The sequence below is a fragment of the Streptomyces sp. NPDC048442 genome, assembly GCF_040651475.1.
In the GTDB taxonomy this organism is placed as follows: domain Bacteria; phylum Actinomycetota; class Actinomycetes; order Streptomycetales; family Streptomycetaceae; genus Streptomyces.
On record NZ_JBEZKB010000005.1, the window covers coordinates 304,007 to 318,395 of the forward strand.

14 protein-coding genes are annotated in these 14,389 nt (G+C 72.1%); 4 read left to right on the forward strand and 10 right to left on the reverse strand.

Annotated elements, in window-relative coordinates; translation table 11 throughout:
- Nucleotides 1-12: 12 nt before the first annotated feature.
- The 5 genes from AB0D18_RS10880 to AB0D18_RS10900 form a co-directional block, all read right to left on the reverse strand.
- Nucleotides 13-1,173 carry a hypothetical protein gene (locus tag AB0D18_RS10880; protein ID WP_362415204.1) on the reverse strand — a complete coding sequence of 387 codons (1,161 nt, stop codon included), beginning with the start codon at nt 1,171-1,173 and terminating at the stop codon, nt 13-15.
- Nucleotides 1,174-1,255: 82 nt separating this feature from the next.
- Complete coding sequence (locus tag AB0D18_RS10885) at nt 1,256-1,495, reverse strand: hypothetical protein (RefSeq protein ID WP_362415205.1); 240 nt, start codon at nt 1,493-1,495, stop codon at nt 1,256-1,258.
- Between the two features lie 171 nt (nt 1,496-1,666).
- On the reverse strand, nt 1,667-2,437 hold the full coding sequence (locus AB0D18_RS10890) for an SDR family oxidoreductase (RefSeq protein ID WP_362415207.1): 771 nt from the start codon (nt 2,435-2,437) through the stop codon (nt 1,667-1,669).
- A gap of 67 nt (nt 2,438-2,504) precedes the next feature.
- Nucleotides 2,505-3,401, reverse strand: a complete 897-nt coding sequence (locus tag AB0D18_RS10895; protein ID WP_362415209.1) for a protein kinase — start codon at nt 3,399-3,401, stop codon at nt 2,505-2,507.
- 97 nt (nt 3,402-3,498) lie between these two features.
- The gene (locus AB0D18_RS10900; RefSeq protein ID WP_362415211.1) at nt 3,499-5,820 is read right to left on the reverse strand and encodes a serine/threonine-protein kinase; all 2,322 of its coding nucleotides are present in this window, start codon (nt 5,818-5,820) and stop codon (nt 3,499-3,501) included.
- 659 nt (nt 5,821-6,479) lie between these two features.
- Between AB0D18_RS10900 and AB0D18_RS10905 the strand changes: the two genes are divergently transcribed.
- Nucleotides 6,480-8,066 carry a TROVE domain-containing protein gene (locus AB0D18_RS10905; RefSeq protein WP_362415213.1) on the forward strand — a complete coding sequence of 529 codons (1,587 nt, stop codon included), beginning with the start codon at nt 6,480-6,482 and terminating at the stop codon, nt 8,064-8,066.
- An 85-nt stretch (nt 8,067-8,151) separates the two neighbouring features.
- Nucleotides 8,152-8,379 (forward strand): hypothetical protein, encoded by a 228-nt coding sequence (locus AB0D18_RS10910; RefSeq protein ID WP_362415215.1) that lies wholly within the window; start codon nt 8,152-8,154, stop codon nt 8,377-8,379.
- A 195-nt stretch (nt 8,380-8,574) separates the two neighbouring features.
- Here AB0D18_RS10910 and AB0D18_RS10915 read toward each other — a convergent pair whose 3' ends face one another.
- From AB0D18_RS10915 to AB0D18_RS10925, 3 genes are all read right to left on the reverse strand, one after another.
- Entirely contained in the window at nt 8,575-8,766 is a 192-nt protein-coding gene (locus tag AB0D18_RS10915; protein WP_362415217.1) for a hypothetical protein, read from the reverse strand.
- A 120-nt stretch (nt 8,767-8,886) separates the two neighbouring features.
- Entirely contained in the window at nt 8,887-10,128 is a 1,242-nt protein-coding gene (locus AB0D18_RS10920; RefSeq protein WP_362415339.1) for a TerD family protein, read from the reverse strand.
- Between the two features lie 170 nt (nt 10,129-10,298).
- A complete protein-coding gene (locus tag AB0D18_RS10925) occupies nt 10,299-10,517 on the reverse strand; it encodes a hypothetical protein (protein WP_362415219.1) in 219 nt (72 codons plus the stop codon).
- 94 nt (nt 10,518-10,611) lie between these two features.
- Between AB0D18_RS10925 and AB0D18_RS10930 the strand changes: the two genes are divergently transcribed.
- A complete protein-coding gene (locus AB0D18_RS10930) occupies nt 10,612-11,583 on the forward strand; it encodes an AraC family transcriptional regulator (protein WP_362415221.1) in 972 nt (323 codons plus the stop codon).
- 271 nt (nt 11,584-11,854) lie between these two features.
- On the opposite strand, the gene AB0D18_RS10935 is transcribed toward AB0D18_RS10930, so the two are convergent.
- A complete protein-coding gene (locus AB0D18_RS10935) occupies nt 11,855-12,667 on the reverse strand; it encodes an NAD(P)-dependent oxidoreductase (RefSeq protein WP_362415222.1) in 813 nt (270 codons plus the stop codon).
- 230 nt (nt 12,668-12,897) lie between these two features.
- Nucleotides 12,898-13,593: an N-acyl homoserine lactonase family protein gene (locus AB0D18_RS10940; protein WP_362415224.1), complete on the reverse strand. Its 696-nt coding sequence runs from the start codon at nt 13,591-13,593 to the stop codon at nt 12,898-12,900.
- Nucleotides 13,594-13,709: 116 nt separating this feature from the next.
- On the opposite strand from AB0D18_RS10940, the gene AB0D18_RS10945 reads away from it, so the two are divergent.
- Nucleotides 13,710-14,324, forward strand: coding sequence for a TIGR03086 family metal-binding protein (locus AB0D18_RS10945; protein ID WP_362415226.1), 615 nt, complete (start codon nt 13,710-13,712; stop codon nt 14,322-14,324).
- Nucleotides 14,325-14,389 lie beyond the last annotated feature (65 nt).

Genomic DNA, 14,389 nt, shown 5'->3' on the forward strand with positions numbered 1-14,389 from the left:
GGGGCGAAGCCGTCAGGCCAGCTGCTCGGCGATCTCGACGCGCAGCAGCGCGCGGACGTGCTCGATGTGGTTGGCCACAGTGACGACCTGGGAGCCGGCGAAGAGCAGACCGACGGCGACGTTGTCCAGCGAGGTGACCAGCGAACCGGAGTCGCCGCCCGCCGAGATGTTCGTCGTGAGGATCTGGTCCTTGAAGCGGGCGGTCCCCGCCGTGCCGTAGTTCACGTCGATGGTCGCGTCGGTCGCGATGACCCGGCCGAAGCTGATGTTGGTGGTCCGGCCGGTCTTCTTGACCCGGTCGCCGACCGCGATGTTGGTCCGCCGCCGCCAGGCCCTCGGCGCGCCGCTGAAGTACTGTTCGCGGGTCGCGTCCTGGAAGTCGACCGCGCCCAGTGCCGCGTCGACGATGTTGTTGTGCCGCTCCAGCGGGATCTGCGGGGCGAACTGGATGGTGATGAACCGGTCCAGCATGGCGATCTGGTCCGCCGGGGCCCGGCCGCCGTCGGCGGATCCGGGCTGGACGATCGGGCTGCGTGCCGGGGCCCTGTTGCAGTCGGCCAGCACGTGGTTGTTGCTGAGGATGTAGAACTTCGCCGGCGTGCCGAGGCCCGCTGCGGGCGGGTCGGTGGTCGCGCCGGGCAGGAAGTCGTACACCACGCTGCCGAGCGTGCCGGCCGTCACCTGTACGTTGCCGACCGAGAAGCCGGACGGGCACGGGCGCATCCGCCGCTTGAGCAGCTGCGGCTCGAACGCGCCGAGCTCGGACATCTCTTCCAGCATCGGCTGCGACATCGACCCCGACTGCCCGTTCGCGCGGCCGTCTGCTCGGTACTGGTCCTGCTCCTGGCCGAGCGGCCCGCGCCGCGACGGGCGCAGCTGCGGCTGCGCCGTCACATGGCCGACCGCGACCACGTCGGTCGGGGTGCCGTCGTCCATCTGCCGCGGTACGACGTCCCGCTCGGGCAGCATCGACTCGGGAACCTTCTGGCTCACGAAGACGAGCAGCGCGGGTTCGCCGGTCGGCTGTCCGTCGACCCACTTCACGCCGTGGCCGAAGCCGACCACGTTGGTGAGGGGTGCCTGCGGGCGCAGGAAGTCGGACATCGCCTGCTGGCGGGAGCTGTCACTGATCTGCCCGCCGGTGGGTCCTCGCATCATCTCGGGCTGGCTCACGCCAGACCACCTCTTCCCCGGTACATGTAGGGGTGCATGGAGGTACACGGGTGCCGGGTGTGCAGGGGCAGGGCGGCCTCTCTCAGAGGCCGCCGCCCTGGGACTCGACGTCGCCGATCGCCAGTACGCGAACACGTACGCCTTCGAGTTCCCCGGGCACCACGTCTTCGGAGCGGAGCAGGTCGCGGGGCACGGTGCGGGTCACGAAGACGACGATGACGTCCTCGCCCGAGTACTCGTCCCTGCCGGTGCCTACTCCGGTCACATTGGCCAGCTGCAGCAGCCGGCTCTCGTGGAGGTCGCGGGCCTGTCTGGCATCCACATGGCTCGCCCCCTCGCAATCGCTGTGCGGTACTCCCGGCGGGGTTCCCCCGAACCGCGGCCGGTAAGGCCATGTCTATTGCCGTCGCATCCGCCGGTCAAGGCATTCTGCACTGAATCTTGGTAATAAAGGCGTTCTGACCGAGTTGACCTTCTTCGCCTCGGTGTGGGCTCAAGTACGCAGGTACGAAGCCCCGTTGAGGTCCAGCACGGTCCCCGACGCCCACTCGGCGGCGGGCGAGGCCAGCCACAGCACCGCCGCCGCGATCTCGTCCGCCGACGCCACCCGGCCGAACGGGCTCTGCGCCCGGATCGCCTCGCCCTCCGCCCCTTCCAGCCGGTGCGCGACGCGCTCCGTCTCGAAGAACCCCGGTGCCACGGACGCCACCGCGATGCCGTGCGGGGCCAGGTGCACGGCGAGCGACTGGCCCAGCGCGTGCACCGCCGCCTTGGTGGCGCCGTACGCGGGGTGGTCCGGCTCGCCCCGGAACGCCCCGCGCGAACCGACATTGACGATCCGGCCGCCGCCGCCCTGCCCGATGATCCGGCGGGCCGCGAGATGACTGAGATTGGCCGTCCCCAGGAGGTTGACGGAGACGTGGTGGTGCCAGGCGTCCGCCCAGTCGTCGTACGAGGTGGTGGCGAGCGGATGGGGAAGGTTCACGGCCGCGTTGTTCACGAGCACGTCCAGCCCGCCGAGCCCTTCGGCGGCGGCGTCCGCGACGGCCCGCGCCCCGTCGGGCGTGGACAGGTCACCGCCGGCGAGCACATGCCCCGTACCGGCGAGGGAACCGTACGTCTCCTCGGCCTCCGCGCGCCGTGAACCGAAGTGCACGGCGACCCGGTCGCCGTTGGCGGCGAAGGCCTGCGCGAGGGCACGGCCGAGCCCGCGGGAAGCACCGCTGACGAGGACACGGCGGCGGGTGGCGGGGAAGGGGGTCATGATTCGGGGTCCTTTCGGGCGGGCGGGGACGAGTCTGGCGGGCGGGGCGAGCAACGGGCCAGAACGATCATGCCCGTGAGGTGCGCCGATGCCTACCCGGTCCCCTCTGCCCGGCCTCTCTGCCCGTGCGGGGGAGGGGCGGGCCAGGGATTGTGGGCGGGAGCGGGAGCGGGAGCGGGAGCGGGAGCGGGAGCGGGAGCGGGGCTGGGGAGGGGAGGAGGGACGGGGTCCGGGGCGGGGTCGGTCTCCGAGGCTTCTTCCGGTACGGGGGGGCCTGCGCCGACCGCAGGACCAGGTGCCCGACCGCTCCCTCCCGCCACCACAGCGGCGCCCCCGACTCCCGCAGCGCGCCCAGGACTTCGCGTACCGTCGGGCGCCCGGAGGCGGGTTTTGCCAGGCAGTGGGCCACCAAGTCCCGTGCGATGAAGCCCGGTGTGCCGATGATGTCGTCCGCTGCCGTCAGCGCGGAGGGAGCGTCCTTCAGCCGGGCGATGCCGAAGTCGATGACGCGCGGGCCGTCCGCCGTGACCAGTACGTTCGACGGTTTGAGGTCGCGGTGCACGATGCCCACCGCGTGGATGCCGGCCAGCGCTTCCGCCAGGGCCGCGCCCAGGGCGCGTACCGCCGCCACGGGCAGCGGGCCGCACTCCGCGACCGTACGGCGCAGGGTCACCCCGGGCAGGAACGCGGTCGCCAGCCACGGCACCGCCGCGTCGGGGTCGGCGGCCAGAACGGCCGCCGTGTACGCCCCGGTGACCGCACGGGCGGCCGCCGCCTCACGCCGGAACCGCTCCCGGTAGTGCGGCTCGGCCGCCAGGTGCGCGTGCACCGTCTTCACCGCGACGAGCCGGCCCCCGATGGTGCGCCCGGCGTACACCTGGCCCATGCTGCCCGCGCCGAGCCGGCCCAGGAGCCGGATGCCGCCGAGACGGGCGGGGTCCTCGGGTAGGAGGGGGGCGGTCATGCGAGCGGCCCGGTGAATCCGGCGGGTCCGCCGGGCTTGTCAGGTCTGGCAGGTCTGGCAGGCCTGCCGGGTCCGTCCGGTCTGCCGGAGGACCCGCTCACGGCCCCGCAGGCCCGCGCAGCGTCAGCAGGGTGCGGTCCACGCACAGGTGGACCCGGCCGCCGCCCGCCGCCGCCCGTACCTTGCTCATCCGGTCCACCGGCATCGCCCACACCAGCTTCCCCGTCTCCGCGTTCAGCGCGTGGAGCCCCCAACCGTCCGAGTGCTCCGCCGAGTGGGCGGCCACCGAGGGGTCCGAGCCCGAGGCGTACACGAGGCCGTCCGCGACCAGCGGCGGGGTTTCGTCATCGTCGTCGATGCGACGGACGTCCGACCTCGCCCAGCGCTCGCGGCCGGTCGCCGCGTCCAGGGCACGCAGATCGCCGTGGGTGCCGGTGTGCACCAGACCGGCCGTCGCGGCGGGAGTGACTGTCGCCTCGTCGCCCGCTGCCCGGGACCACCGCCGCTTCCCCGTCGCCAGGTCCACCGCCTCCACGGCGGACCGCCCCGGATAGTGACGGATTCCCGACGCGCCCGGGTGCGCCTCCGGATGGACCGAGCCGCCCTCGATCTCCCGCTCCACCGTGCCGTCCCGGTCCCGCAGCACGACCAGGGGGCCGCCCGCCGGGTCCCGCAGCGACACCGGGTGCTCGGAGGTGGCGACGGCGAGCCTGCCGCCGTACTGGTGGACTGCCGGGACCCCCGTCACCGTCCCCGCCCGGTGCCAGAGCGGTTCGCCGTCCCGTGCCCCGAATCCGTACGCCCGCCAGCGGTTGCCCTTCGTCGCGCGCCGCTCCCACAGGGTGCTCGCCGTGGCGTGCGTGACCAGGCAGACGACGGCCGGTGAGACGCTGAGGTGGGCGGACGCGCCCTCGGTTTCGCTGGTCGGAGGGTTGATGCTGCCAGGGCGGAAACGGTTCAGGACCGGGGCCCCGGTCGACCAGCGTCGCTTCCCGGACGCCGCGTCCAGCGCGACGATCTCGGGCTCCTTCATCGGCAGCCGCAGCACGAACACCGTGTCCCCCTGCGGCCGTACGCTGCCCAGGTTCCCGTTCTCGGCCTCGTACCGCCACCGGACCTCGCCCGTCGCCGCGTTCAGCCGGGTCAGTGTCCGGTCCGTCCTGACGTACAGGGCGTCGCCGTGCAGCAGCAGTGCTCCGCCGTGGCCCAGGGTGGAGCCGAGGTCGCGGGACCAGACCGTACTTCCCTGGCGCCAACTCCACTTCGGGGCCGCGGCCTTGGCGTCCCCGGGCGTCTTCACGCTCTCGTCCAGCAGCAGCACGGCCGCTGTCGTCGAACCCGAAACCGCCGTCACCGCCGCCCCCGCCCAGGCCAGAAACCGACGGCGGCGCGAAGCGGGCTTCGGCGCCGGTGCGTCCGCCGTATGTGCTGCATGCGGTACGTCCGCCGCAGCCGGTACGTCCTTGGGGGCGCGCGGCGCCCGGAACGCCTCCGGGATCTCGTCCTCCCACTCCGGCTCGGCGGCGACGAGTTCGGCCATCGCCTCCTCGTGCTCCCGTACCGCCCCGGTGATCGCCTCCCCCTCCCACCACGGTACGGAGCCCGCCCGCCCGGCACACCAGTCGAGCGCCTCCGCGACGGACGGCCGGTCCGCCGGAGCCATCGCGAGGCAGCGCCGCAGGAAGCCGAGCCACTCCTCGTCCGGCACCCCCAGCAGGTCGGGCGGCTCGTGCAGGGTGCGGTGCAGGACCTGCGGGGCGGTCCCCGAACCGTACGGATTGCGGCCCGTGCTCGACAGTGCGAGCAGCGACCCCAGTGCGAACACGTCGGCGGGCGGCCCCACTTCGCCGCCCCCCTCGCCCGTGAGCTGCTCCGGCGCGATGAAGCCGAGGGTGCCGACCAGCTCACCGGTGCCGGTCAGCGGCTCACCGGACTCGTGGGCGGCGTCCTTCGCGATGCCGAAGTCGAGGATCTTCGGCCCGTCCCGGGTGATGACGACATTGGCGGGCTTGAGGTCCCGGTGCACGAGACCTGCGGCATGCACCGCCGCGAGGGCCTCGGCGAGCGCGGCGCCGAGCGTGCCGAGGGCCGCCGAGTCCAGCGGGCCGAGCGCGCTGATCGCGTCGACCAGGGACGGACCGGCACAGAACTCGCTTGCCAGCCAGGGGAGTTCGGTATCCGTGTCGGAGTCGAGGACGGCCGCCGTGAACACGTCGTCCACGGCTCGGGCCGCCGCCACCTCCCGGCGGAACCGCTCCCGGAACCGCGGATCGGCGGCCAGATGAGGGTGCACTGTTTTGAGTGCGACCAGCCGCCCGGCGGGGCTGCGGGCGAGATGCACCCGGCCCATTCCGCCCTCGCCGAGCGGTGCGACGATGTGGTACTGCGCCGGTCCGGCTGCGGATGCTGCGGCTGCCATTCCCTCGGCTCCCCTCCCGATCGCCCGGCGTCGCCGGACGCTGTGTGCGACGCCATTCGAGGGGCGCGCGGTTGCGGTGCGGCGCGCGTTGTGACGCACCGCATGATGTCCGGACGATGCCAGGACGATGTCAGGCGGAAAATGCTTGGCGCGTGCCGGGTCCGTACTCCTAGAGTCATGGACGTGTCCAGGTGCGCAGGCAGGACCTACTTCCACTCTTAATGGGGAGGTCGCGGGTTCGAGTCCCGTCACCGGTATTCGTGCCGGTGTAGCTCAGGGGCCAGAGCACCTAATGTCGGTTCCGCCGAATTCGAACTCTGGGCACACTCAACTTCATTCTTCACGCACCTCCCGGTGCGCCAGGCCGCGGTTACTTCTTTGCAAGAAAACTCGCCGCAGCCGTCCTGATCTCGGGAGGCTCAGCGCGAGAAGGGGTGCCCGGTGCGCAGGCAACGGTTACTTCACTGGATCTGAGGGTTGCGGGATCGACTCCCGTCACCGGCTTCGGCCGGTGTAGCTCAGGCGGTAGAGCATCAGACTGTTCCGTCGCCGCTTTTGACCTCGGGCACCCCTTTCTTCTTCCTGCTGTGCTTCCCCGCGGAAATCCGATGCGCTCATCTTCACCCAGCCGCACTCAAGGGAATTCGGGGGAATTCACCATGGCTCGTTTCAATACCCGTACCGCGAAGGCGGCCGGTGTCTCGCCCGTCGCGACGACCGGCGCGACCACGGTCAACCACCGGGGCGGCACGGGACACCTCCGCGACCCCAAGTCGGAGCTCTTCCTCCTCGCGGTCGCCAACTTCGTCGGGCAGAACACCTTCTACGAGACCGGCGAGGCCCGCGACACCCGCTTCGCGACCCTCGTGCGCGAGCTCGCCGTCAGCGATCCCGAGTGGACCGCGGGTCTGCTCGGCTGGCTGCGCGGCGAGGGACAGATGCGTACCGCGTCCGTGGTCGGCGCCGCCGAGTACGTCAAGGCGCGGCTCGACGCGGGCGTGAGCGAAGGGCCTTCGAACCGTTCCGTCGTCGCCTCCGTCCTGCAGCGGCCCGACGAGCCAGGTGAACTCCTCGCGTACTGGACCGCGTTGTACGGCCGTGCGATCCCCAAGCCCGTCAAGCGCGGCGTCGCCGACGCCGTCCAGCGGCTGTACCACGGCAAGTCGCTGCTGAAGTACGACACCGCCTCCAAGGGGTTCCGCTTCGGCGACGTGCTCAACCTGGTGCACGCCTCGCCCGACCCCGCCAAGCCGTGGCAGGGCGAGCTGTTCCAGTACGCGCTGGACCGCCGGCACCACCCGGAGACCGCGGTGGCGCCGAAGTCGAACCGGACGCTCACCGCACACCGCGAACTGATGTCCCTGCGACCGGCCAAGCGGCGCGCCGTCCTGCGCAAGGCGGACGCCGCCGAGCGGCTGGCGGAGGCCGGCATGACCTGGGAGTCCCTCGCGGGCTGGCTGCAGGGTCCGATGGACGCGCAGGCGTGGGAGGCGATGATCCCCTCGATGGGCACCATGGCGCTGCTGCGCAACCTCCGCAACTTCGACGAGGCCGGTGTCTCGGACGCGGTCGCGGCAGGTGTCGCGGCGAAGATCTCGGACCCCGAAGTCGTCGCCAGGGGGCGGCAGTTCCCGTTCCGCTACCTCGCCGCTTACCAGCACGCGCCGTCGCTGCGCTGGGCGTACCCGCTGGAGCAGGCGCTCGGCCACTCGCTGGCCAACGTGCCCCGCCTCCCGGGGCGCACCCTGGTCCTCGTCGACCGGTCGGGCTCGATGTTCTGGTCGCCGGCCTCGGAGCGCTCGAAGCTCAACCGGGCGGACGCGGCGGCGATCTTCGGGACGTCGCTGGCGCTGCGCGCCGACTCCGCGGACCTCGTCGAATTCGGTTCGAACAGCAAGCCGGTGGACTTCGCGAAGGGGGAGTCCGTCCTGAAGATCCTGGAGCGCTTCGGCGACCTCGGCGGCACCAGCACGGCCGCCGCCGTGCGCCGCCACTACGACGGCCACGACCGGGTCCTGATCGTCACCGACGAGCAGGCGTCGTACGGGGGCGGCCGGAGTGGCGTCTTCGAGCCGGTCCCTGCCCACGTGCCCACGTACACCTGGAACCTCGAGGGGTACGCGGCCGGTCACGCTCCGTCCGGCACGCCCGGCCGGCACGCCTTCGGCGGGCTGACCGACGCGGCTTTCCGGATGGTCCCTCTCCTTGAGGCCGGACGGTCCGCCGACTGGCCCTGGAGGAGCTGACGGGACGGGTGCGAGGGGTCGGACCTGGGAGGCGGCCGGGAGACGGGCATGGCATCTGCCGTCCGGTGGGCGCATACTGAAGGTAATGACAAAGCCAGCCGGAGCCCGGCGACACCTGCCGTCCAGTCCCTTCAACGTCCCGGCCCCGGCCGCCCCGCCCATTGAGAACTATGAGGTGGGAGACCGGGTTTCGCATGATCAATTCGGACTCGGAAGAGTCGTAGCGCTTGAGGGAGACCTCGCGGTGCTCATCGACTTCTCCGGGCGTCAGGGGCGGATTCTCAGCCCCTTCTCCAAGTTGACCAAGCTCTGAGCCCCCGCGGCTCCGGGAAAAAACGCCCCCGCCCCGTACTTCGATCATCACGATCGGGATACGGGGCGGAGGCGTTTCGGGTGGAAAAATCGGCGAAATCGGGAGCCGGCCGGAACTGACCACGGACGACCGGGGCTGACCAGGTACGACTGGGGCTGACCAGGTACGACCGGAGCCGGCCGGAATCGGCTGGAGCTAGCAGACGGGCTCTGCCGCGTCGTCGCGCATCGCGGCCGCCCACTCGACGAGAAGCAGTTCGTACTCCTCCGAGGGCCAGGCCTCGTCCGTCGTCTGCGCGTCCACGAGGCTGCGTATCGCCGCGTTCGCCCGGTCCGCCCCGGAGGCTTCGGGCCCGGAGGCGGACGGAGACGGAGAGGTGGTGGACATGCCTTCCAGACTACGTCCGGGCATCCGCGCCCAAACCCTTCTCGCACGTGGCATCGGTCACGCGCTCCGCCTCTCCGTCCCCCACCGTCTCCCGCGCCCCCACGACCTCGCCGACGGCCGTTACAGCGCCTGCGCGGCGGGCTTCACCATGCCGCGCACCGTACGGGACTTGACGAAGTCGCCCAGGCCCGTCATCTCCCATTCGCCGCTGAACTGCTTGATCAGCTTCGCCATCATCACGCCCGTCTGCGGCTCGGCGCCGGTCAGGTCGAAGCGGACCAGCTCCTCGCCCGTCGCGGCGTCCAGCAGACGGCAGTAGGCCTTGGCGACCTCGGTGAACTTCTGGCCCGTGAAGGAGTTCACCGTGAAGACCAGACCCGTGGCCTCCGCGGGGATCCGGCCGAGGTCGACCACGATGACCTCGTCGTCGCCCGCGCCCTCGCCGGTGAGGTTGTCGCCGGAGTGCTTGATCGCGCCGTTCAGGATCGACAGCTTGCCGAAGTAGCAGCTGTCGATGTGCTTGCGGTTCCCGTCGTACGCGATGACGGACGCGTCCAGGTCGATGTCCTTGCCGCGGAACGCGGGCTCCCAGCCCAGGCCCATCTTGACCTGGGACAGCAGCGGCTTGCCGCCCTTGACCAGGGACACCGTCTGGTTCTTCTGGAGGCTGACGCGGCCCTTGTCCAGGTTGATCTTGCCGGTGCCCGCGGGCGCCGGGGCGGGCGCGGCCGGGGGAGCGGCGGGCGGGGCCTGCGGGGCGGCCACCCGCGGGTCGTAGGACGGCGTCGGGGCGGACGGCGGCGCGACGGGCGCGGAAGGCGCCTGCGGGGCCGCTGCGGGGGCAGGGGTGGCGGCGGGAGCCGGGGCGGGCTCCTCGACCGAGACGCCGAAGTCGGTGGCGATGCCCGCCAGGCCGTTGGAGTAGCCCTGGCCGACCGCACGGACCTTCCAGGCGCCGTTGCGGAGGTAGACCTCCACGACGACCAGGGCGGTCTCGGAGCCCAGCTGCGGCGGCGTGAAGGACGCGATCACGCTGTTGTCGTCGGCGCCGCGCACGGTGGCGGTGGGCTCGATGCCCTGGAAGGTCTGGCCCGCCGCGTCCGGGCTCGCGGTGACCACGACCCGCTCGATGCCGGCCGGCAGCGCACCGGTGTCGATCACGATCGCGTCCGGGGCCGTGCCGCCGCCGGAGCGGTAGGTCACGCCGGGGCCCGTGGGCTGGTTGAAGAAGATGAAGTCGTCGTCGGAGCGCACCTTGCCGTCGGCGGTGAGCAGCAGGCCCGATACGTCGAGCCGCACCGGGGCGGCCACGTCCACGGCCACGCGGGCGGTGGGAAGCGGAATGTTCGAGCCAGAGGTCATTGCGGTCATGCCGGGGTAACGACCGGGAAGGCTTTGCCGTTCCCTTACCTTGCGACGAATTCCCTGCACGGCCGTACGGGGCCCGAGACGGGGCCGTGCTGGGGCCGGTGCTGAGGCCTGTACTGGGGCCTGTGCTGAAGCCTGTACTGAGGCCCGTGAAGAGGGTCTGATCAGCGGTTTCGCGGGTGGCTGCGGGCCTGCCGTTCGTTGCCGATCTTGTAGGCGCCGGTCCACCGGGCCATCACCAGCTGCCCGTCGCCGACCTCCGCCTCAGCCAGGAACTTCTCCGCCCGGCCGCCCCGCAGCGTCGTCGCGGCACGCTCGCGGTGGGTGATGAGGACGGTGCCGTCAGGGCGCCGCACATAACTGAATCCTTGGGGCTTCGGCATGGGCGCATGGTGTCCTGGCCAGGGCCCTGCCCGCGAGTGAATTTCCTGAGGAGAGCGGCCGGGGCGGCACGGACCGCGATCTACCCTGACGGGCGTGGAGACCTTCGTGACGTCCGATCTCGACGAGGTGCGCCTGGCGATCGCCGGCCCGTTCTACGACACACTCATCGACCCGCTCGGCAGGCCGAACGCGTTCGAGGCCAGGATCGACAGCGCGCAGCTGGGCGACCTGACGGTCGGCGACCTCAGCATCGGCACCGACATCCGGATGCGCGTCGGTGAACTGGGCTCCTACCACGTCAGCGTGCCGCTGTCCGGCAGCTTCGCCTGGAACCAGCAGGGGCGGGGAGAAGCCGTGGCCACCGCGCGGCGCGCCGCCGTGTTCGCCCCGGTGGGAGACACCGGCGTCGACCGCTGGAGCGACGACTGCCGACTGCTCGCCCTGAAGATCGAACCGGCGGCCCTGCACGCCCAGTTGGAGCGGCTGCTCGGCCGGGAGCTGCCCGGCCGGGTCGACTTCGCCCCGCAGCTCGACATCTCCCGCGGCACGGGTCTGGGCTGGGCCCGGCTGCTGCGGTGGGCGGTGGCCGAGGCCCGCGAGGCCGGCGGCATGGTGACGCAGCCCCTGCTGGCCGCACCGCTCCAGGAGACCCTCCTCAGCGGGCTGCTGCTGGCGGCCGACCACCCGTACCGCGAGGAACTGGCCACCCCCGCGAAGGCGCTGCGCCCCGCACCCGTCAAGAGGGTCCTGGACGCCGTCCACGCGCACCCCGAGCAGCCGTACACGGCGGCCTCGCTCGCCGCCGTCGCGGGGGTCGGCGTGCGACGCCTTCAGGAGGGCTTCAGGGAGCACGTCGGGATGACGCCGACCGCGTACCTGCGGGACGTACGGCTCGACCGGGTGCGCGAAGAGCTCGAACGCGGTGCGGGGGAGTGCCGGGGCGCGGAGGTTCCCACGGTCGGCGAGGTCGCGTACCGGTGGGGATTCGCGCACCTCGGCAGGTTCGCGGCCCTCTACCGGGCGCGTTTCGGCGAGACGCCGTCGCAGACGCTCCGGGGGAAGTGAACAACCCCGCCCGGGGCCGGAAGCCCGCGGCTGGAAGCCCAGGACCGGAAGTCCGCCGCGCGATCCGGACAGCGGGTGCGCGAAGCGGATCGGGGAGCGGCGTGAATCGTTCTAGGTTGATCGCGTCACGGGCGCGCTCACCGCATCCGGGTCCGGTCCTTGAGTGCGTCGGCGACACTCATCGGCCCGGTACGCCGGGCGCGGAAGGCCCTGCGGCACCGGGCCCGGCCGGCTCCCCCCAACCGTTGACGGCCGGGCCCGCATACCGGCCTCAGTACGGCCACTGCGGCGGGTCGGTGCAGAACGAGCCGCCCACGAAGTCGTGGTCCGGGTCCCCGGGGGCGGGTTCGCCCTGCTCGGCGAGGAGCTTCTCGGCGTACTGCTCGGAGTCGTCGCGCGGTACGTACCCGAGGGCGCGGGCGGTGGAAAGGTCCCAGCGCAGCCGGGTGTTGGCGGACGAGCCGTACACCACGGTGTGCCCGACCCGCGGTGCGGTCAGCGCCGCATCAAAGAGGCGGGCGGCGTCTCCCGGGCTCAGCCACAGCGACAGCATCCGCACCGTGGTCGGCTCCATGAAGCACGCGCCGACCCGCACGGACACCGTCTCCAGGCCGTCCCGGTCCCAGTACAGCTGCGCGAGGTCCTCGCCGAACGCCTTGGACAGGCCGTAGAAGGTGTCCGGGCGGTGCGGGGTGTCCGCGGGCACCAGGGGGCCGTCCGCGCCGGGCATCGGGGTGAAGCCGACCGCGTGGCTGCTGGAGGCGTGCACGATCCTGCGCACCCCTTCCTCCCGCGCCGCCTCATAGAGGTTGTACGTCCCCTCGATGTTCGAGCGGAGGATCTTCTCGAAGGGGGCCTCCAGGGAGATGCCCGCCAGGTGCACGATCGCGTCGACCCCCTCGACGGCCTCGCGCAGCGCGTGCTTGTCGCCGAGGTCGGCGGTCACCGCGGTCGGTTCGCCCTCGATGGGTGTCGCGTCGAAGAGTCGCAGCTCGTATCCGTACGCGGGGAGCAGCCCCCGCATCAGCGTGCCGATGCCGCCGGCCGCGCCGGTGAGCAGGAGAGTGCGGGGAGCATCGGGCATGGGAGGAGTCTCCTCGGGGGTGTCCGCGGTGGAGCGCCGACGGGGCCGGCCAACCGTCGCGACGCTAGGGAGCCGGTGGTGCCGAGTCAAGTGGATGGCCCTGCCCGGCGTTTCGCGACAAGGCCGGGGAAATTCGGTCGCCTTGTGGTGCGTTACGGGTCCTGGACGGTCTTCTGGGGGTGCCCTTCGTGAGGTGCTACGGGGGCCTGGCGGGGTGTTCTCGTGCAGCGCTACGGCGTCCAGACGGCCCGGTCGTGTGCGAACAGCACCCGCTGCGGGGCGAATTCGGCCAGCCGCGCCAGCCACGGCCGGTCCGCGGGCCCCAGGCCCACGCGGGCCGCCAGTTCCGCGTGGCCGTATTCGGAGGCGAAGTCGTACGCCTGCCCCGCCAGCACCGTCGTCCCGCCCTGCCCGGGTCCGCGCTCCACCACCAGCGACTGGTGCCCCGCCGTGTGCCCAGGGGTGGGGACGAGCCTCACGCCCGGCCAGATCTCCGCCTCGCCGTCCAGCTCCTCGTACGCCAGGGGTCGCCCGTCCGGCGGATCCACCAGTGTGCCGATCGTGTAGTCACCGGCCCGAGCCGTCGCCAGTTCCTTCGCCTGGACGAACACGGGCAGCCCGGCGAGGAGCGGGTTGCCGCCGATGTGGTCGAAGTGGAGATGGCAGTTGACGACGGCGGCCAGATCTTCGGGGCCGACACCGGCGTCCGCCAGCGCCTGGGTCAAGTCCCGCCGCCGCGGCCGGTAGTGGGCGTCGGTCTCCGCGCTTCCGCTGCCGAGCCCGGTGTCGAAGAGCAGCAGCCCCTCCGGCCGCCGCACCAGGTACGCCAGTACCGCCTCCGCGCGGTCCTGTCCGGTGCCGGTCTCGCTCGCGGGCCGTACGAAGTGCCCCAGATCGAGGCGCCGTATCGAGGTGTCATCGCTCATCTGCCCATGCTGACACGGGAGTTCCCGCAGGTCAGCGCGAATTTTGGCCCCGACCGATGAGTTTTTGCGGCACCCCGGGTCTCCCCTTCGACGCCGCTGACAGGGAAAGGGACCCCATGACCCTCACCACGACCGCTGCCCCCACCGCCGTCGTGTTCGACCTCGAACCGGCGGCCCAGAGGCTCGCCCGCCTCGTCGGAGGAGTCCCCGACGCCCGGCTGGGCGCGCCCACGCCCTGCGCCGGCTTCACTGTGCGGGACCTCCTTGCCCACCTCTGCGGGCTGACCGCCGCGTTCCGCGCCGCCGCGCGGAAGCAGCCGCACCCCGAGGCCGAAGCCGGGGCTGCTCCCCAGTGCCCCGCGCTCCCCGCCGACTGGCGCCACCGCCTCCCGCGCCAGCTCGCCGAACTCGCCGAATCCTGGCACCGTCAGGAGGCCTGGGACGGCACCACCGCCGCGGGCGGCACGACCCTGCCCGCCGGGGTCGCCGCCCAGATCGCCCTCGACGAGCTCGTCCTGCACGGCTGGGACCTGGCCCGCGCCACCGGCCAGGCCTTCGACTGCGACAAGCCGAGCCTTCAGGTGGTGTACGCCCTGCTGGCCCCGGAGGCGGACAATCCGGCCCGTGCCCCGATGTTCGGCCCGGTCGTCGACGTACCGTACGGATCGCCCTTTTTGGACCGGGTGGTAGGCCTCGGCGGCCGCGACCCGAAGTGGTCCCCGGGTGTTTAGGATCCGCCGGACGGACCCCAGGGGCTGCCGTCGGGCGGGCTGCCGTGCATAACATGCGTGGCTGC